This is a genomic window from Aromatoleum evansii, assembly GCF_045689615.1.
Taxonomy (GTDB): domain Bacteria; phylum Pseudomonadota; class Gammaproteobacteria; order Burkholderiales; family Rhodocyclaceae; genus Aromatoleum; species Aromatoleum evansii.
Map to the genome: position 1 here is coordinate 3,288,900 of NZ_CP141259.1, position 18,137 is coordinate 3,307,036.

The 18,137-nt window shown below is 65.5% G+C and carries 16 protein-coding genes; 11 read left to right on the forward strand and 5 right to left on the reverse strand.

The window, feature by feature from the left end; genetic code table 11:
• Positions 1-42 precede the first annotated feature (42 nt).
• The 5 genes from U5817_RS15425 to acs form a co-directional block, all read right to left on the reverse strand.
• The gene (locus U5817_RS15425; protein WP_407277934.1) at positions 43-2,211 is read right to left on the reverse strand and encodes an exonuclease domain-containing protein; all 2,169 of its coding nucleotides are present in this window, start codon (positions 2,209-2,211) and stop codon (positions 43-45) included.
• Positions 2,212-2,214: 3 nt separating this feature from the next.
• On the reverse strand, positions 2,215-2,586 hold the full coding sequence (locus U5817_RS15430; RefSeq protein ID WP_169125778.1) for a response regulator transcription factor: 372 nt from the start codon (positions 2,584-2,586) through the stop codon (positions 2,215-2,217).
• A gap of 25 nt (positions 2,587-2,611) precedes the next feature.
• On the reverse strand, positions 2,612-5,371 hold the full coding sequence (locus U5817_RS15435) for a sensor histidine kinase (protein WP_169125779.1): 2,760 nt from the start codon (positions 5,369-5,371) through the stop codon (positions 2,612-2,614).
• Between the two features lie 10 nt (positions 5,372-5,381).
• Positions 5,382-5,579 (reverse strand): hypothetical protein, encoded by a 198-nt coding sequence (locus U5817_RS15440; protein WP_407281082.1) that lies wholly within the window; start codon positions 5,577-5,579, stop codon positions 5,382-5,384.
• A 202-nt stretch (positions 5,580-5,781) separates the two neighbouring features.
• Positions 5,782-7,755 carry an acetate--CoA ligase gene (gene acs / locus U5817_RS15445; RefSeq protein ID WP_407277935.1) on the reverse strand — a complete coding sequence of 658 codons (1,974 nt, stop codon included), beginning with the start codon at positions 7,753-7,755 and terminating at the stop codon, positions 5,782-5,784.
• Between the two features lie 248 nt (positions 7,756-8,003).
• Between acs and U5817_RS15450 the strand changes: the two genes are divergently transcribed.
• The 11 genes from U5817_RS15450 to U5817_RS15500 all read left to right on the forward strand — a co-directional run bounded on the left by U5817_RS15450 (position 8,004) and on the right by U5817_RS15500 (position 18,135).
• Positions 8,004-9,536, forward strand: a complete 1,533-nt coding sequence (locus U5817_RS15450) for a fumarate hydratase (protein ID WP_169125782.1) — start codon at positions 8,004-8,006, stop codon at positions 9,534-9,536.
• 190 nt (positions 9,537-9,726) lie between these two features.
• Positions 9,727-10,326 (forward strand): hypothetical protein, encoded by a 600-nt coding sequence (locus U5817_RS15455; RefSeq protein WP_407277936.1) that lies wholly within the window; start codon positions 9,727-9,729, stop codon positions 10,324-10,326.
• 179 nt (positions 10,327-10,505) lie between these two features.
• Positions 10,506-11,366 carry a DUF6502 family protein gene (locus U5817_RS15460; protein WP_407277937.1) on the forward strand — a complete coding sequence of 287 codons (861 nt, stop codon included), beginning with the start codon at positions 10,506-10,508 and terminating at the stop codon, positions 11,364-11,366.
• Complete coding sequence (locus U5817_RS15465) at positions 11,363-12,901, forward strand: DUF5666 domain-containing protein (RefSeq protein ID WP_407277938.1); 1,539 nt, start codon at positions 11,363-11,365, stop codon at positions 12,899-12,901. Before U5817_RS15460 ends, U5817_RS15465 begins: the two co-directional genes overlap by 4 nt.
• A gap of 41 nt (positions 12,902-12,942) precedes the next feature.
• On the forward strand, positions 12,943-13,707 hold the full coding sequence (locus tag U5817_RS15470) for a hypothetical protein (protein ID WP_407277939.1): 765 nt from the start codon (positions 12,943-12,945) through the stop codon (positions 13,705-13,707).
• A gap of 224 nt (positions 13,708-13,931) precedes the next feature.
• Positions 13,932-14,357 carry a c-type cytochrome gene (locus U5817_RS15475; protein ID WP_407277940.1) on the forward strand — a complete coding sequence of 142 codons (426 nt, stop codon included), beginning with the start codon at positions 13,932-13,934 and terminating at the stop codon, positions 14,355-14,357.
• A 37-nt stretch (positions 14,358-14,394) separates the two neighbouring features.
• Positions 14,395-15,777 (forward strand): cbb3-type cytochrome c oxidase subunit I, encoded by a 1,383-nt coding sequence (locus U5817_RS15480; RefSeq protein WP_169125787.1) that lies wholly within the window; start codon positions 14,395-14,397, stop codon positions 15,775-15,777.
• Between the two features lie 175 nt (positions 15,778-15,952).
• Positions 15,953-16,573: a cytochrome c oxidase subunit 3 family protein gene (locus U5817_RS15485; RefSeq protein ID WP_407277941.1), complete on the forward strand. Its 621-nt coding sequence runs from the start codon at positions 15,953-15,955 to the stop codon at positions 16,571-16,573.
• A 14-nt stretch (positions 16,574-16,587) separates the two neighbouring features.
• The gene (locus U5817_RS15490; RefSeq protein ID WP_169125788.1) at positions 16,588-16,899 is read left to right on the forward strand and encodes a cytochrome C oxidase subunit IV family protein; all 312 of its coding nucleotides are present in this window, start codon (positions 16,588-16,590) and stop codon (positions 16,897-16,899) included.
• Positions 16,896-17,696: a CbbQ/NirQ/NorQ/GpvN family protein gene (locus U5817_RS15495; RefSeq protein WP_407277942.1), complete on the forward strand. Its 801-nt coding sequence runs from the start codon at positions 16,896-16,898 to the stop codon at positions 17,694-17,696. Before U5817_RS15490 ends, U5817_RS15495 begins: the two co-directional genes overlap by 4 nt.
• A 31-nt stretch (positions 17,697-17,727) precedes the next feature.
• On the forward strand, positions 17,728-18,135 hold the full coding sequence (locus tag U5817_RS15500; protein ID WP_407277943.1) for a hypothetical protein: 408 nt from the start codon (positions 17,728-17,730) through the stop codon (positions 18,133-18,135).
• Positions 18,136-18,137: the final 2 nt, after the last annotated feature.

Consider the following 18,137-nt stretch of genomic DNA (forward strand, 5'->3'; position numbering starts at 1 on the left):
GCAACGCAGATCCCGAGGATTCACGCCGCGAGGGTTCGGCCTTCAATACTTCACCCTCGCGTAGTACGACTTCTCCGCGGCTTCGCGCGCCTGGCGCAGGGTGCGGATGCCCATTGCCGCGAGCAGCGGGATCATCTTCAGGAAGACCTCTGCGGTGACGATCGCATCGCCCAGGGCGGTGTGCCGCCCGAGGATGGGCAGGTTGAGCCGTTCGGCGATCGCCTCGAGACGGTGCGATTCCTGGTTCGGGTGAATGACCGCGGACAGCAGCAAGGTGTCGAGCACCGGCTGGTCGAAGCGGATGCTCGTCGCTTTCTCCTTCAGCTGCAGGAAGCGCATGTCGAATGCCGCATTGTGCGCGATCAGCACCGTGTCCTCGGCGAACGCATGGAATGCCGGCAGCACGGCCTCGATGGTGGGCTGGTTCTTGAGCATGTCCTGGGTGATGCCGTGGATCTGCACCGACTCCGGCGACAGGTAACGGCACGGATCCACGAGCTGCTCGAACGACTCCTGGCGCAGCAGCTTGCCATTGACGATGCGGGTGGCGCCGATCTGGATGATCTCGTCGCCCTGCGAGGGGTTGAGTCCGGTCGTCTCGGTGTCGAAAACGGTGTAGGTCAGCTCGGTGAGCAGGCGGTCGTCCAGCGCGCGCGACTTGTCGGACCAGTTGAAGAGGTCGAAGTCGTAGTATTCGGGCCGGCTTTCGCCCTTCAGGATCGTCGCCTCATCGAGCTGCTCCTGCGGCACGGCCGCCGGCAGCAGGATGCGGAAGAACGCGCGGTGACGGACCTTCTCGCGCTCCAGCCACATCTCGCCGTCGTGACGCTCGATGACGTCGCGCACCGTCAGGGGGCTGTTCTCGTCGCCAAAGCGCATCGGCTCGAGTTCCCAGCTCATCACGGTCTCGGTGCTCATCGCCTGGCCGGACCAGATGAGGTCGAGGTGGACCAGGCGACCCGCTGCGCTCAGGCGGAAACGCACCTCGCGCACCTCGAACTCGTCCGAGAGGCGGTTCGCCAGGTACGTCAGCGCCTGCAGCAGCGAGAAGCTGTCGACCTTGACCCACAGCGTCTCGTCGACCTCTTCCAGTTTCGTCGGCAAGCGGACGACGTTCTCGATGCGGCGTTGCACGGCGGCGATGAGGTCGGCCCCGAGCATCTCCTCGAGCGGCCAGCGCGCCTTGAGGGAGTCGGCGAATTCGTTGGCGGTCTCGTCGAGCCGCGTGCTCATCGCCCGCACCTCGTCGCGGATCACGGTGCGGAAACGCTCGCGCAGGTCTTCCTGCAGATCGGGATACTCGAGCATCTCGGCCGCGGCGCGCACGTTGGCGAGCGCGGCGCGGTTGCCTTCGGTGAGCGTATGCAGCATCTGGTCGCGCTTCGATTCCGTCTCGAAGGTGCGCGTGATGTTGTCGAGCATGAGGATGAAGCCGGTAATGGCCCGCTCGCCACCCTCCCCCTGCGTCACGGAAAGCACCGGCGCCATCTGCGCCCGCAGCAGCTGGCCGGCACGCGTGGTCGTGACGAAGTTCGCGACCGGCTGGGTCGCGCTGCGCCGCAGCCGATGCTGGATGCTTTCCAGCGCGTGATTGACGAGATTGCGCTCGAACACCGCATAGATCGAACGCCCGAGCCCGATCAACTCGCCACCGCCGGCGACTGCCGGCGCGTCGGACAAGGCGCGGAACTGCTGCCGCGCGCGGTGGTTGTAGAGCAGGATGCGGCCATCGAGGTTGCACACGACTACGCTCTGCGTGAGCTCCGACATGAGGGCCGCGAGGCGGTTCTTCTCCTCCTCGACGGAGTGCTTGGCCTGCGAGATCTGCGCCTCGACATCCTGCAGCAACTCGTCGCGCTGCTGCGCCAAAGCGTTCACGGCCTGCGAGAGCGCCTGCACCTCGGGCGGCCCCTCGGGCTTGACGCGGAATTCGTGATTCGCGCCGAGCATCAGCTTGAGGTGCTCCTCCATGCGCAGGAGCCCCTGGACATATTGCCGGAACAGGTTGCGCACGACCGCCATGCCGACCGCGAAACCGGCGATGGTCATCAGCGTACCCAGCGGCAGGTGCGGCACGACCGCGTCGATGAGGCGCCCGCGGTCGGCCTCGCCCGCTTCCAGCCACACCAACCCGGCCGTCAGCACGAAGGGGCCCGTCATCAGCAACGCGAGGATGCACACCGCGAGGATGAAACGCGCACGAGCGGTCATCCGTCAGTGCTCCGCGAGCATGCTGCGTACGCGCTCCACGAGTTCCTTGGTCGAGAACGGCTTGGTCATGTAGGCGTCCGCCCCGAGGGCCAGCCCCTTCGCGACCTCGGTGTCGCGCCCCTTGGCGGTCAGCATCAGGATGCGCACCGACTGCAGCTCGGGATTGGACTTAACCTCCTGGCACACCTCGAAACCGCTCTTCTTCGGCATCATCACGTCGAGCAGCACGAGATCGGGCTTCTCGGAGCGGATGCGCCGCGCCGCCTCGTCGCCGTCACTGGCGATGCTCACTTCGTAGCCCTCGCGCTTCATGAGGAACTCGAGTGAAATGACAATGTTCTGTTCGTCGTCGGCAATCAGTATTTTTTTGGCCATGCTCTCCCCTTTCCTTCCTCGTATTCTAAGTCATTGCGCGGTCCGGGCCGTTGCCGGCCTCGGGCGACAGCGGCAGGACGAAGCTGAACGTGGCACCTTCTCCCGGTCTTGACTGCACCCACAGCCTGCCGCCGAAGTGCTCGACGATCTGCCGGCTGATCGGCAATCCAAGCCCGGTGCCCTGCGGACGCGAGCGCTCGTCGCCGCCCTGGCGGAACTTCTCGAAGATCACCCCCAGCTGCTCCGGCGCGATACCCGGCCCGTTGTCGGTCACATCCACGCGGACCTGGCCCACATCGCACGTCAGCCGCACACGCGCCACGCCGGCATCGGTCGGCACGAACTTCGCCGCATTGGAAATCAGGTTCAACAGGACCTGCAGCAAGCGGTCGCGATCGGCGCGCAGGCGAGGCGCGCTGTCGGGAAGGTCCAGCTCGAGCAACGCCCCGCGGTCGCGGAACAACTGCTCGGTGGTCTCCACGGCATGCGCCACCAGTTCGCGCATGTCGATGTCGGTGTTGTGCCATTCGGCATGACCCGACTCGATCTTCGCCATGTCCAGCACCTGATTCACCAGCCGCGTCAGGCGTTCCGTCTCGGAGACGATGATGCCGAGGAAGCGTTTGCGGTCCTTGAGGTCGATCCTGGGGTCGTCCAGCAGCATCTCCGAAAACGCGCGGATGGAGGTAAGCGGAGTGCGCAGTTCATGCGTCACCGAGGACATGAAATCGTCCTTGAGCCGGTCGAGCTCCTGCAGACGTTCGTTGGCGGCCCGCAGTTCGGCGGTTGCCGCCTCCAGCGCCTGCGACTTCTCCTCCAGCTCGTGCGAATACGCACGCACCTGCGAGGCTTCGTCGAGGATATCCATCACCTCGTCCAGCCCGAGCGGCTCCTCCTGCACCACGGACGACACCATCACGCGCGCGGATGCACTGCCGATGGCGCCGGCCAGTTGCGTTTCGGCAAACTGCACCAGCCCGGCGTCGGGTTTCAGTTCGGCGATGCTGGCGACACCACGTTCGCGCGCGTACGACTCGAACATCCGACGAGCCCGCTCCGCGCCCAGAAAGCGCGCCACGAGCGGCTGCAGGTCCTGAACCTGCGCGCTGCCGCGCCAGAAGGTCGCCGGGGCGTCCTGTCCGCGGCTGAAGACGTCGACGAAGAGCGTCGCCTGCGTCGCCTCCTGCCCCGTGGGCACGCGTGCGAGCGACACGAGCACGTAGCATGCGATGTTCGCGGTCAGGCTCCAGAACAGCGCATGGCTGATGCTGTCCAGCCCTGCCAGGCCGAAGAGCTGTTCGGGGCGCAGGTAATCGAATCCGAACAGTCCCTGGTCGAGGAAGGCCCGGTCCAGCCAGCCGGACTTCGCCACGGAGGGCAGCATCAGGGTATAGGCCCACACGACGAAGCCCGCCAGCAGGCCGGCGAGCGCGCCTTCGCGGGTGCCACCGCGCCAGTACATGCCACCCAGCATCGCCGGCGCGAACTGCGCGACCGCGGCGAAGCTGATCAACCCGATGCTCACCAGCGCGTAGGCCTCGCCGGCGAGGCGGAAATACAGGTAGCCCAGCAGCAGCACGACGACGATCGCGCCGCGACGAATGCCGAGCAGAAGTCCGGTGAGGTCCGGATGGTCGCTGCGCTTGAAGCGCTCCGTGCTCAGCAGCAGCGGCATCACGAGGTCGTTGCACACCATCGTCGACACGGCGATCGTCTCGACGATGACCATGCCCGTCGCAGCGGAAAGACCACCGATGAAGGCCAGCAGCGCGAGTGCGCTTTCGCCATGCGCCAGCGGCAGGGAAAGGACGAAAGTGTCGGGATCGACGGTGCCCCGGCCGAAATACAGCAGTCCCCCCAGCGCGATCGGCAGCACGAAGATGTTGATCAGCAGCAGGTAGCCGGGAAAAAGCCAGGTCGCGCGACGCAGGTGCTGCTCGTTCACGTTCTCGACGACCGTCACCTGGAACTGGCGCGGCAGGAAGATCACCGACAGCATCGCGAGCAGCGTCAGCGCGAACCAGCCGCCGTAGCCCGCCGAGCTCGCGGTCCTGAGACTCAGCAGGGCCGCGAGCTCGGGGTCGGCGAAGGCGCGCGCGAAGATGTCGTCGAATCCTTCATACACGCTCCAGGTGACGAAACCGCCGACGATGAGGAAGGCCAGCAGCTTGACGACCGACTCGAACGCGATCGCCGCAACCATGCCTTCGTGGCGTTCTGCGGCGTCGAGGTGGCGGGCGCCGAACAGCACCGTGAACAGCGCGAGCGTCAGCGCGACATACAGCGTGCCGTCATTGAACCAGCTCGCCGCGGCAAAAGGAAAGACGCCACTGTTGTCGCTGCCCGTGAGCACGGAATAGCCGCTGGAGATCGCCTTCAGTTGCAGCGCGATGTAGGGCACCATGCCGACCACCGCGATGATGGTCACGAGGCCGCCCAGCAGGTGGCTCTTGCCGTAGCGGCTGGCGATGAAGTCGGCGATCGACGTGATGCGGTAGGTGCGCGAGATGCGGATCATCTTCAGCAGCACCACCCACGACAGGCTCATCGCGAGCGTCGGCCCGAGATAGATCGGCAGGAACCACACCCCGCCGGAGGCCGCACGCCCGACGCTGCCGAAATAGGTCCACGCCGTGCAGTACACGGCGAGCGACATCGCGTAGGTCCACGGATTCGCGATGATCGAACGCCCCTGCTCCGCCCGCCGGTCGCCGTACCAGGCCACCGCGAACAGCACCAGCAGGTAGGCGAACGATGCGGCGACTACGACGGTGCCCGACAGCATCCCCGCCTCCTCAACGCGCGCCACGTTCCGCGATCCAGGCAACCACCGCGATCAGCGCCGCCCAAACGATGAACAGGCACGCCCACAGCATCGGCATGCCGAAAAAGGGCTCGGACCTGTCGAGCAGGGACAACACGGGATAATTGAACAGCAACGCCCCACCCAGGAACGTCGCAACGAGCCGCTGACCAGCCAGACCTCTGCGCATCATGTCTCCCTCATGATGACGATGGCTACCCGAAGTATACCGTTGCCCGCCGGGCGCCCCGGGATGCAGTCCCTCCGGGCGGGAAAAAAAAGGCGCGCTTGCGCGCGCCTTCTCCTCCTCCCACTGCCGGCTCGCGCCGGCTTGCCTCAATTATTCTTATGCGGAGCCAGCCTCTTGCGGACCGGTCTCCCGTCATGCCGGGTCAGCCCGCAGGTTGCTTGAGCTGGTCCAGGATCGCCGGGTTCTCGAGGGTCGACGTATCCTGGGTGATCTCCTCACCCTTCGCCAGCTGACGCAGCAGCCGGCGCATGATCTTGCCCGAACGGGTCTTCGGCAGGTTCTCGCCGAAACGGATGTCCTTGGGCTTGGCGATGGGTCCGATCTCGTGGCCGACCCAGTTCTGCAGGTCCTTGATCATCGCCTTGGCGTCTTCACCGGTCGGACGCGCCCCCTTGAGCACGACGAAGGCGACGATGGCCTCGCCCGTCAGGTCGTCCGGACGGCCCACGACCGCGGCCTCGGCAACCTTCTCGTGTGCCACGAGCGCCGATTCGATTTCCATCGTGCCCATGCGGTGGCCCGAGACGTTCAGCACGTCGTCGATGCGGCCGGTGATCGTGAAGTAGCCGGTTTCCTTGTCGCGGATCGCGCCGTCGCCGGCCAGATACAGCTGGCCCTTGAAGTCGTCCGGGTAGTAGGACTTCTTGAAGCGCTCGGGATCGCCCCAGATCGTGCGGATCATCGACGGCCACGGACGCTTGACGACGAGGATGCCGCCCTGCCCGTTCGGCACTTCGGTACCCGTCTCGTCCACCACGGCGGCGATGATGCCCGGGAAGGGCAGCGTGCAGGAGCCCGGCACCAGCGGCGTCGCGCCCGGCAGCGGGGTGATCATGTGGCCGCCGGTTTCGGTCTGCCAGAAGGTATCGACGATCGGGCAACGGCCGCCGCCGACGTTCTCGTGGTACCACTCCCACGCGGCCGGGTTGATCGGCTCGCCCACCGAGCCGAGGATGCGCAGGCTCGACAGGTTGTAGTTCTTCGGATGGACGGTCGGGGTGTTCTCCGCGGCCTTGATCAGCGAGCGGATCGCGGTCGGCGCGGTGTAGAAGATGTTGACCTTGTGGTCCTGGATCATCTTCCAGAAGCGGCCGGCGTCCGGGTAGGTCGGCACGCCTTCGAACACGATTTCGGTCGCGCCGCAGGCGAGCGGGCCGTAGGTGATGTAGGTGTGACCGGTGACCCAACCGATGTCCGCGGTGCACCAGAAGACGTCGTTCGGCTTGATGTCGAACGTGTACTTCATGGTCAGGATCGCGTGCAGCAGGTAGCCGCCGGTCGAATGCTGGACGCCCTTCGGTTTGCCCGTGGAGCCAGAGGTGTAGAGCAGGAACAGCGGATGCTCGGCATCGACCCATTCCGGCTCGCAGGTTTCGGCCTGGCTGGCGCAGACCTCATGGAACCACTTGTCGCGGCCCTCGACCATCGTGCAGGCACCGCCGGTGCGCTGGACGACGACGACGTTCTTGATGGACTCGCAGCCGCCCATGCCGAGCGCTTCGTCGGCGATCGGCTTCAGCGGCAGCGCCTTGCCGCCGCGGAACTGGCCGTCGGAGGTGATCAGCGCAACGGCGCCGGCGTCGTTGATGCGGTCACGCAGCGCCTGGGCGGAGAAACCGCCGAAGACGATGGAGTGAGTCGCGCCGATACGGGCGCAGGCCTGCATCGCGACGACGCCTTCGATCGACATCGGCAGGTAGATGACGACGCGGTCGCCCTTCTTGACGCCCATGTCGCGCAGCGCGTTGGAGAACTTGCAGACACGCGCCAGCAGGTCCTTGTAGGTGACGCGGGTGACTTCGCCGTTGTCGGCTTCGAAGATCAGCGCGACCTTGTCGCCGAGCCCGTTATTGACGTTGCGGTCGAGGCAGTTGTAGGAGACGTTCAGCTGACCGTCGGCGAACCACTTGAAGAAGGGGGCGTTGCTCTCGTCCAGGACCTGGGTGAAAGGCTTTTTCCACTCGACCAATTCGCGGGCCTGACGCGCCCAGTAGCCCTCGTAATCGTCCTCGGCTTCCTTGCACAGCGCGCGGTAGGCGTCCATGCCCGACACCGCGGCGTTCTTGACCATCTCTTCCGACGGGTAATACAGACGGGGCTGCTGTTCGTTCGACATACTGACCTCTCCTCAACTATTCAAAGTAATTGAAGCGCCCTGCCGGGCCGACCGGTCGAGCCGGTCTTGTTAGTCGTTCGCTGAAGATGCTGCTTTCGCGATCTGGTCGGCATTTAAGGCTGTGTATCTTACACAGGACTTACACCCGTCCGCCGTGGAACATTGCCCATTCCGGTGGGACTTCACCGGCTGCGGGCTGCTAGAATTGCGCCCCTACCGAGTGACCCGGCCTTACCAGGAGATGCGCCATGACCGTGATTCGCGAAGAAGACCTGATCCAGTCCGTCGCGGATGCCTTCCAGTACATCAGCTACTACCACCCGCTCGACTACATCAAGGCTCTGGGCGAAGCGTGGGAACGTGAGGAGAGCCCCGCCGCGAAGGATGCGATCGCGCAGATCCTGACGAACTCGCGCATGAGCGCCGAAGGCCATCGCCCGATCTGTCAGGATACGGGCATCGCCGTGGTGTTCCTCAAGGTGGGCATGAACGTGAAGTGGGACGCGAAGATGAGCGTCCAGGACATGGTCAACGAGGGCGTGCGCCGCGCGTACAACAACCCGGACAACAAGCTGCGCGCGTCGGTGCTGCTCGACCCCGCCGGCAAGCGCCAGAACAGCAAGGACAACACCCCGGCCGTCGTGCATTACGAGATCGTCCCGGGCGACCACGTCGAGGTGATCTGTGCCGCCAAGGGCGGCGGCTCGGAGAACAAGACCAAGTTCTACGCGCTGAACCCGTCCGACTCGATCGTCGACTGGGTGCTGAAGACCGTGCCGACGATGGGCGCCGGCTGGTGTCCGCCGGGCATCCTCGGCATCGGCATCGGCGGCACGCCCGAGAAGGCGATGCTGCTGGCGAAGGAATCGCTGATGGCGCCGGTCGACATCCACGAGCTGAAGGACAAGGCCGCCTCGGGCGCGGCACTGACCCGCGTCGAGGAACTGCGCCTCGAGCTCTACGAGAAGGTCAACGCGCTGGGCATCGGCGCGCAGGGCCTGGGCGGCCTGACGACCGTGCTCGACGTCAAGATCATGGACTACCCGACGCACGCGGCCAGCCTGCCGGTGGCGATGATCCCGAACTGTGCGGCGACCCGCCACGTGCATTTCGAGCTCGACGGCTCGGGTCCGGCGAAGCTGGAAGCGCCGAAGCTGGAGGACTGGCCGGACGTGACCTGGCAGGCCGACACCAAGGTCGCCACGCGCGTGAACCTGGACACGCTGACGAAGGAAGAAGTCGCGTCGTGGAAGCCGGGCCAGGTGCTGCTGCTCAACGGCAAGATGCTCACGGGCCGCGACGCCGCGCACAAGCGCATCCAGGACATGCTGGCGAAGGGCGAGAAGCTGCCGGTCGACTTCACCAACCGCGTGATCTACTACGTCGGCCCGGTCGACCCGGTGCGTGACGAGGTCGTCGGTCCCGCCGGCCCCACCACCGCGACGCGCATGGACAAGTTCACGCGCATGATGCTCGAGCAGACCGGATTGATCTCGATGGTCGGCAAGGCCGAGCGCGGCCCGGCGGCGATCGAGGCGATCCGCGACAACAAGTCGGCCTACCTGATGGCGGTCGGCGGCGCGGCCTACCTCGTCGCCAAGGCGATCAAGAGCGCGAAGGTCGTCGGCTTCGCCGATCTGGGCATGGAAGCGATCTACGAATTCGACGTTCAGGACATGCCGGTGACCGTCGCCGTCGACTCCAACGGCACCAGCGTGCACAACACCGGCCCGAAGGAGTGGCAGGTGAAGATCGGCAAGATCCCGCTCGCGACCGCCTGACCCGCGCGCGGACAGCAAGCTCGCGAAGCCCGGCCGCTCACGCGATCGGGCTTTTTTTCGTCCTCGCAGTCGACGTGCATCACATCCCGATACATCTGCAGCCCTTCACGCGCTTGACCTTCAAGGCCACCGGCCCCTAAAGTTCGGACATGTGGGATTTTTTCCCACCTGCAAACCTGAGGAGAAAGCGATGAAACTTCATCCCGGAATTTCCGTTTCGTTTTACGCCGCGGCAGCCCTCGCCTTCGGGCTGCATACCAGCCCCGCCTCCGCACAGGAGGTCACGGCTACCGCCACGACAGCCGCCGAAGTCGAATCCACCGACACCACCGTGTCGACGGACGCTACCGCGAGCGCAGCGGTTTCCCGCACGCAGGGCGCCATGCCCCAGCACAGCGTGGAGACCGTCCTCAACGCCGATGGCACAACTACGGTGACCCGCACGCGCACCCTGAGCGCCACCGGTGCCGCACCGGCCCGCGTGCGCACCAAGGAAATGACGTTCAACGCCGACGGCGGCCTCGCGAGCCAGACGACCACCGAGGTGCGCACGGCTGCAGACGGCACGGTGCTGAGCGAACGCAGTTCCAGCCGGACCACCGCCGAGGGCGAAGTCGCGCGCACGCGCAGCGACTCGCACCGTGCCGCGGTCGAACGGCCCGACAACGCGGAGCGCATCGCCCGCGCCGAGCGCCCCGAGAAGCTCGAGCGGTTGGAGCGGCTCGAACGCGTGGAGCGCCCCGAGAAGCCCGAGCGGCTCGAGCGCATCGAGCGTCGCGTACGCGACTGATCGGGATCGCCATCGGATGCCCGCGTGCTCCCCGTACCACGGTCGGGGCACGCCGGGCGATCACATGCGGGGTCAGGCCCAAGTCCGCGGCGGGGATGGGAAGCGAACCCCGCATTGCATGGAAATTTTTCCCACGTCCGATTACACTATGAACGCCTGACCCCGGAAGAAACGCCCTCATGCATTCCCCCACTCCGCCGACCTCGCTGCTGCAAGCGCTCAGGCGCGTCATGCGGCCGCTGGTGCGACTGATGGTGCGCAAGGGGGTGACCTATACTTATTTTTCCGACATGCTCAAGGGCGTCTTCGTCGAGGTGGCCGAGCAGGAGTTCCGCCTGGACGCCAATGCGCCGAGCGACAGCAGGATCAGCCTCCTGACCGGCGTGCATCGCAAGGACGTGAAGCGCCTGCGCAGCCAGTCGCCGGATGTGGGAGACGATCTGCCCGCAGCCGTATCACTGGGAGCCCACCTCGTGAGCACCTGGCAGACCACCCCGCCGTTCTGCACCCGACCGGGCGACCCCGCGCCCTTGGCGCGACTCGCGAGCACCGGCGGAGAGCGTTCGTTCGACGCGCTCGTCGCCCGCGTCAGCAAGGACATCCGGGCGCGCGTGGTGCTCGACGAATGGCTGCGACTCGGCATCGCGCGAGTGGATGAACACGACCACGTCCATCTTGAGACTGCGGCCTTCGTCCCACAGAAAGGCTTCGATGAGAAGGCGGCGTATTTCGGCCACAACGTGCATGACCATGCCTGCGCAGCGGTGCATAACCTGACGACCGAGGGGGCACCGTATTTCGAGCGCAGCGTCCATTACGACGCCTTGTCCGCGGCCAGCATCGCGCGCCTGCGGGACGCCGTCTCCAGCGAAGGGATGCAGGCGCTGCTTGCCTTCAACACGCTGGCTGCGGATCTCGAAGCGCAGGATGCGCGAAGCGCCGATGCGCGGCAGCGCGTGACGATAGGCCTGTATTTCTACAGCGAGGCGACTGCGGCCACGGTGCCATCCGAAGACGCCGCGCCGAAGATTCCCGCATGAGCGATCGCGTCCATTTGCTGCGTCACCTGGCGGCGGGCCTCGCGCTCGCGCTGTGCGGCATTGTCCCGACCTTTGGTGCGCCGGTGTGCGTTGACCCCGGCGGCATCGGCGGTACGGGCGCGCCACGGCGCGAAGGCGGTATCGGCGGCACGGGAGCGCCCGCATCCGGCGTCGGCGGGACGGGAGCCCCGGCGGCATCCGGCATCGGCGGCACCGGAGCACCGCTTGCATCGGGAATCGGGGGCACCGGCGCTCCGCTCGCCCAGGGCGGGGTCGGCGGGACCGGCGCCCCGGCCCGCGAAGGTGGAACCGGGGGCACGGGTATCGTGGGCACGATCACGGGTTTTGCGTCGATTTGCGTGAATGGCGTGGAGGTGCATTACGACGACTCGGTCCCGGTCACCGAAAACGGTATCGGCGGAAGCGTGTCGCGCCTGGCGGTCGGGCAAGTCGTCGCCATGGAGACCGGCAGCTCGACTCGTGGCCTCGAAGCGCGCACCATCGCGATCGTCCACGCCTACGAGGGTCCCGTCACGGGAACCCTGAGTGCCCGGGCACCGCTGCGCGTGATGGGTCAGCCGGTGCGTCTCGTGCAGGGAGCGAAGGTCGACGCGGGCCTGCACGTCGGCGAGATGGTGCGGGTGAGCGGATTCCGCAATGCGTCCGGCGATGTGCTTGCCACGCGCGTCGAGCGGGCGCCGCAGCTGCGCGAGGCGAGCGCCATCGGATCGCTCGACCGCGACGGCACCTTGCGCGGCCTGGCGCTGGGCGGCCATCGGGGCGATGATGGGGACGGTGTAACCGAATCACTGGTTCGCGGCACGTGGACGGGAAGTGCGCTGGCGGTGTCGCACACGAGCGCGAATCCGACGATCCCCTTCGCCGGACGCGTGCGCAAGGCGCTCGTGGAAGGGCTGGTGCTCGATCGCGCCGACAGGCGCATGGACATCAGCGGATTCGAGGTGGAACTGGCTGACGGAACCGAATTCGCGGACCGCACGGCAGGCACGCCCGACAAGGACGCGCGCGTCCGGGTGCACGGCACTTTCACCGGCGAGCGCAAGATCAAGGCCACGCGCATCGAAATCGTGCGCGACGGTTTCGGGGTCGCCGAGGCCGGCGAAGGCGCCCGGTCGGGCAAGAAATCCGGCAAGGACGATGACGACAAGGACCGCGGCGGACGAAAGGCACGGGTCGAGATCGACGAGAAGCGGATACGCATCGAGACCGAAAACGAATCGGGGCGCGAGCGCATCGAGCGGGAGCTGTCGCCCTCGGGCGAAATCGAACGCGAGCGGATCGAACGCACCGAGGTGAGCCCGAGCGGGGATCTGCTGTTGCGCGAGCGCATCGAGACACGCACCTCGGGCGACCGTATCGAGACTCGCGAACGCATCGAACGCTTCGACGGCAGCGGCCGGGTCGAGCGCATCGAACGTATCGAGCGTATCGAACGGCCGGATCGCATCGAGCGCGTGGAGCGGCCGGAGAAACTGGAACGGCCGGAACGTATCGAACGCCCCGAACACGACTGAAGCACACCAGGAACAAGACCCCCGACAATGAGGAGAGTCCAATGAAGCACAAGCGCATCCTGCTGGCCCTGCTGCTGTCCGGCAGCGCTGTGGCCGCCGGTACCGACGCCGGAACGGGCACCGAGGCCAGCAAACTGAGCGTGACGACCGGGCTGGATTACTCGACCGGCGACTACGGCACGGATACCACCAGCGAGATGTGGTACGTGCCGATCGCGGCAAAGTACGAGACCGGCCGCATGACCTACAAGATGACGATCCCGTACCTGCGGGTGACGAACGCAGTGGTGAGCCCGGACGGGGATCCGATCCGCGGCACCGACTGCTCCGGCACCGAGACCGGACTCGGCGACATCACTGCGAGTGCGGGCTACAACCTGCTGGACGGCAGCGCGAACGGTTTGCTGGTCGACGCCGTGGCGAAGGTGAAGATGCCCACGGCGGAGAGCAAGTGCCTGGGCAACAACAAGACAGATTATGCGCTGCAGTTCGACGCAGCCAAGTCCTTCGGCGCCGTGACCGCATTCGGCACTGCGGGCTGGAAGGACATGGGCGATTCGGACCTGCGCAATCCCTTCTACGCATCCCTCGGGTTCGGCTACAAGCTCGCCCCCGCCACCACCGTCGGCGCAGCCTACGACTGGCGCGCGCGACTGCGTTCGGGCAGCGATCCGATTCGCGAGGCTTCCCTCTTCCTGAGCCAGAAGCTGAGCCCCGCATGGAAGCTGCAGGTGTATGGGGTAAAGGGTTTTTCCGACAACAGCCCGGACTGGGGCGGCGGCATGATGGTCGGCTACACGTACTGAGCGTCATCCGGTTTGCACGGCTCCGGCGGGGCCGGGATCGCGGGAGGACAACCCTCCGCCCGCAGTCCCGGCCCCGTTTTCCATTCTTCGAGAGGATAAACCGACCGAATTCCCGAAATTGATTCAAATCATGGAGCGCTCCCCTCCCGCTGCCGAGAATGCCTGCAACCTTCGGGTTATTTCTCAATCACTCGGACGCATGACAAAACAATGAGGGACAAACCATGAGCGGTACCTTCACAAAGGCGATGGCCCGCAACATCTTTTATGGTGGCGCGGTGTTTTTCTTCCTGCTGCTGGTGGCGTTGAGTTTCGACACCATGAGCGGCCTGCCGAAATCCGACAACCGTGCGAACCTGACGGAGTCGGTCCTGCGTGGCAAGCATATCTGGGAAACACGCAACTGCATCGGTTGCCACACGCTGCTGGGCGAAGGCGCTTACTTCGCTCCGGAGCTGGGCAACGTCTATCCGCGTCGCGGCGCCGAGTTCATCAAGGCGTGGATCAAGTCGCAGCCGACCGGCACGCCGGGACGCCGCCAGATGCCGAACTTCAACCTGACCGAGCAGGAGCTCGACGACATCGTCGCCTTCCTGAAATACACCTCGGAAATCGACACCCAGAAATGGCCTCCCAACATCGAAGGCTGAGCGCATCGGATCGACAACTTCAAGGGAATACATAACCATGAAATATTCATCGCAATCGGTCGCGATGCCGTACTTCATAGCGGCCATCGGCCTCTTTGTGGGACAGATCATCTTCGGCCTTGTCATGGGTCTGCAGTACGTCGTCGGCGATTTCCTCTTCCCGGAAATTCCGTTCAACGTGGCGCGGATGGTGCATACCAACCTGCTCATCGTGTGGCTGCTGTTCGGCTTCATGGGCGCCACCTACTTCCTCGTTCCCGAGGAGGCGGAAACCGAGCTGTATAGCCCGAAGCTCGCGTTGCTGATGTTCTGGATCTTCCTTGTCGCAGGCGCGGCGACGATCCTCGGCTACCTGCTGGTGCCCTATTCGACGCTCGCGGAGATGACCGGCAACAACATCCTCGCGACGATGGGACGGGAGTTCCTGGAGCAGCCGCTGCTGACCAAGATCGGCATCGTGATCGTGGCGCTGGCCTTCCTGTTCAACATCACGATGACGATGCTGAAGGGCCGCAAGACCGTGATCAGCATCGTGCTGCTGATGGGCCTGTGGGGTCTGGCGATCTTCTTCCTGTTCTCGTTCTACAACCCGGGCAACCTGGTCAAGGACAAGTTCTACTGGTGGTGGGTTGTGCACCTGTGGGTGGAAGGCGTGTGGGAACTGATCATGGCGGCGATCCTGGCCTTCGTGCTGATCAAGGTGACCGGCGTCGATCGTGAAGTGATCGAGAAGTGGCTGTACGTGATCATCACCCTGGCGCTCGTCACCGGCCTGATCGGTACCGGCCACCACTACTTCTGGATCGGCACGCCGGAATACTGGCAGTGGCTGGGTTCGGTGTTCTCGGCGCTCGAACCGATCCCGTTCTTCGCGATGACCGTGTTCGCCTTCAACATGGTGAACCGTCGCCGCCGCGAGCATCCGAACAAGGCTGCCGTGCTGTGGGCACTGGGCACCGGCGTGATGGCCTTCCTCGGCGCCGGCGTGTGGGGCTTCCTGCACACCCTGGCTCCGGTGAACTACTACACGCACGGTTCGCAGATCACCGCGGCGCATGGCCACATGGCCTTCTACGGTGCCTACGTGCTGGTGGTGCTGACGATCATCAGCTACGCGATGCCGCTGCTGCGCGGTCGTGCCGCCAACGACGAGCGTGCCCAGGTGTGCGAGATGTGGGGCTTCTGGCTGATGACGATCTCGATGGTCTTCATCACCCTGTTCCTCACCGCGGCCGGCATCCTGCAAGTTTGGCTGCAGCGCGTCTCCGACACCCCGATGCCCTTCATGGCGGTGCAGGACCAGGTCTCGCTGTTCTACTGGATGCGTCTGTGGGCGGGCGTCGTGTTCGCCGCGGGCCTCGTGACCTACCTGGCGAGCTTCTTCGTCAAGGGCGAGAGCAAACCCCTGATCCATGCATGATGGATCCTCGCTTCCGGCCCTCCGCGGGGCCGTGAAGCGGTTGCGGGGCGGCTTCGGCCGCCCCTTTTTTGTTTTGGACGGGCACTGGGTGATATTCCCCACTCTTTCTTTCGCCCAATCCGTGAGTTAACCAGAATCAAGGTTCGGCGTTAGCACTCTCCCTAGACTGGGACACATGAATACATGCGTCCAAACACTCGTGAGCCCGTCTGCCGCCCCGGCCGTCGCGTCCGACGGTTCCGCCAGGCGCCTGCCCGGCGACCTGGCGATCTGGTTCTTCATCCTCGCCGAACTGCTCGCCTTCGGCGCCTTCTTCCTCGCCTACGCCTTCGCCCGCGCCAACAACGTCGAGCTGTTCAACGAGCAGCAGCTGGCGCTGGACCGCAATGCGGGGGCGCTCAACACCATCCTGCTGCTGACTTCGAGCTACCTCGTCGTACGCGCGGTGCAGGCTGCAGAGGCCGGCCAGAGCCGCCGCGCGGCGACCTGGATCGCCGGCGGATTCGCCTGCGGTGCGGGCTTCGTGGTCGTGAAGCTGTTCGAGTACGTGGCGAAGTTCGCGGCCGGCGTAAGCCTGTCGTCGAGCACCTTCCACATGTTCTACCTGATTCTGACCTTCTTCCACTTCATGCACGTGATCCTGGGGCTCGTGATCCTCGCCGCGCTGTGGAACGGAGCGCGCAAGGGGCGCTACGGTCCGGGCGACATGAACGGGATCGAGACGGGTGCCGCGTACTGGCACATGGTCGATCTGGTGTGGCTGATCCTGTTCCCGCTGGTCTATGTGATGCGTTGAGGGCTGTGACTACCATGCGAAACCATGAATCCCCGACCCGCGCCCTGCACCACTCCGATCATGGCACGCCGCTGCGCGCCACGGTGATCTGGGTCGTGCTCATCGCCGCGACGATCGTGACCTGGAGCGTCGGCGAGAACGGCGGTTCCGGCCCCGCCGTCGTCGGCCTGCTGTTCGCGATCGCGTTCGGCAAGGGGGCCCTGATCATCCTCGACTACATGGCGCTTCGCCGCGCCCCGCTGATGTGGCCGCTGCTCGCGCTCGGGTGGATGACGCTCGTGTGCGCCCTGATCGGCATTGCCTACTGGAAAGGACTCGCCGCATGATGCTCGACACTCCCCACCTCGACGTTCCCTTCTACCAACCGGCCGGCGACGAGATCGACGTCTTCGAGCATGCGTGGAAGAACCGCCTGCCGCTGCTCATCAAGGGCCCGACCGGTTGCGGCAAGACGCGCTTCGTCGCACACATGGCCGCGCGCCTCGGCCTGCCACTGTACACGGTGGCCTGCCATGACGACCTCACCGCGGCGGATCTCGTCGGCCGCCACCTGATCGGCGACGGCCAGACGGTTTGGTGCGACGGCCCGCTGACGCGCGCGGTGCGCGAAGGCGGCATCTGCTACCTCGACGAGGTCGTCGAGGCGCGCAAGGACACGACCGTCGTGCTGCACCCGCTCGCCGACGACCGCCGCATCCTGCCGATCGACCGCACCGGCGAGCTGCTTGCGGCGCCGCCGTCCTTCATGCTGGTCGTGTCGTACAACCCCGGCTACCAGAACCTGCTGAAGGGCATGAAACCCTCGACACGGCAGCGTTTCGTGAGCCTGCGCTTCGATTTCCCCGCGAGCGAACGCGAGGAGGCGATCCTGGTCGGCGAATCGGGCTGCGCCCCCGACCTGGCGAAACGCCTCGTTTCGATCGCGCATGCGCTACGCACGCTGAAGGATCAGGATCTCGAGGAGGCCGCGAGCACGCGCCTGCTGGTGTACGCAGCGCTGCTGGTGCGCGACGGCATGGATCCGGTGACGGCGTGCCGCGCGGCGATCGTCGAGAGCCTCACCGACGACCCGGAAGTCGCCGACGCACTGATGGAGGTCGTGTCGGCCACCTTCGGGCGCTGACACACTTCCCCGGGTCAGTCGGCCTGCGACCATGTCGGACCAGGAAACCGATCTCCTCAAGGAACAGATGCCCGGGCCGCGACTCGCGGTTGTCGCGGAGGCGCTGTTCCTCGCGAACCTACTGGTCGCGCCGGGGCTCGCCTTCCTCGTCCTGCTCGTGCTGTGGCGGCGCCATCGCGACGACGCCTCGCTGGTCGTGCGCAACCACCTGCGGCAGACGGTGATTGCGAGCCTCTATGGCGGTGCGATGCTGGTTGGCGTGAGCGTGGGGATCTTCCTGCTGGGCGGATTCGACGACCCGTGGTCGTGGGTGCTCGGCATCCTGTATTTCGTTTCCTTTCACGCCACGCTGGTGATCTTCGGCGTCGTCGGACTGAATCACGCGATTCTCGGCCGCAGCTGGCAGTACCCCTTCATCGGCCCGGATCTGTACGAGTAAGT

Coding starts and splice junctions, on each gene's coding strand:
- U5817_RS15480 (WP_169125787.1), top strand. CDS start 14,395: ATGAAATATTCATCGCAATCGGTCGCGATGCCGTACTTCATAGCGGCC.
- U5817_RS15475 (WP_407277940.1), top strand. CDS start 13,932: ATGAGCGGTACCTTCACAAAGGCGATGGCCCGCAACATCTTTTATGGT.
- U5817_RS15470 (WP_407277939.1), top strand. CDS start 12,943: ATGAAGCACAAGCGCATCCTGCTGGCCCTGCTGCTGTCCGGCAGCGCT.
- U5817_RS15425 (WP_407277934.1), bottom strand. CDS start 2,211: ATGACCGCTCGTGCGCGTTTCATCCTCGCGGTGTGCATCCTCGCGTTG.
- U5817_RS15485 (WP_407277941.1), top strand. CDS start 15,953: ATGAATACATGCGTCCAAACACTCGTGAGCCCGTCTGCCGCCCCGGCC.
- U5817_RS15460 (WP_407277937.1), top strand. CDS start 10,506: ATGCATTCCCCCACTCCGCCGACCTCGCTGCTGCAAGCGCTCAGGCGC.
- acs (WP_407277935.1), bottom strand. CDS start 7,755: ATGTCGAACGAACAGCAGCCCCGTCTGTATTACCCGTCGGAAGAGATG.
- U5817_RS15430 (WP_169125778.1), bottom strand. CDS start 2,586: ATGGCCAAAAAAATACTGATTGCCGACGACGAACAGAACATTGTCATT.
- U5817_RS15455 (WP_407277936.1), top strand. CDS start 9,727: ATGAAACTTCATCCCGGAATTTCCGTTTCGTTTTACGCCGCGGCAGCC.
- U5817_RS15465 (WP_407277938.1), top strand. CDS start 11,363: ATGAGCGATCGCGTCCATTTGCTGCGTCACCTGGCGGCGGGCCTCGCG.
- U5817_RS15450 (WP_169125782.1), top strand. CDS start 8,004: ATGACCGTGATTCGCGAAGAAGACCTGATCCAGTCCGTCGCGGATGCC.
- U5817_RS15495 (WP_407277942.1), top strand. CDS start 16,896: ATGATGCTCGACACTCCCCACCTCGACGTTCCCTTCTACCAACCGGCC.
- U5817_RS15490 (WP_169125788.1), top strand. CDS start 16,588: ATGCGAAACCATGAATCCCCGACCCGCGCCCTGCACCACTCCGATCAT.
- U5817_RS15435 (WP_169125779.1), bottom strand. CDS start 5,371: ATGCTGTCGGGCACCGTCGTAGTCGCCGCATCGTTCGCCTACCTGCTG.
- U5817_RS15500 (WP_407277943.1), top strand. CDS start 17,728: ATGTCGGACCAGGAAACCGATCTCCTCAAGGAACAGATGCCCGGGCCG.
- U5817_RS15440 (WP_407281082.1), bottom strand. CDS start 5,579: ATGCGCAGAGGTCTGGCTGGTCAGCGGCTCGTTGCGACGTTCCTGGGT.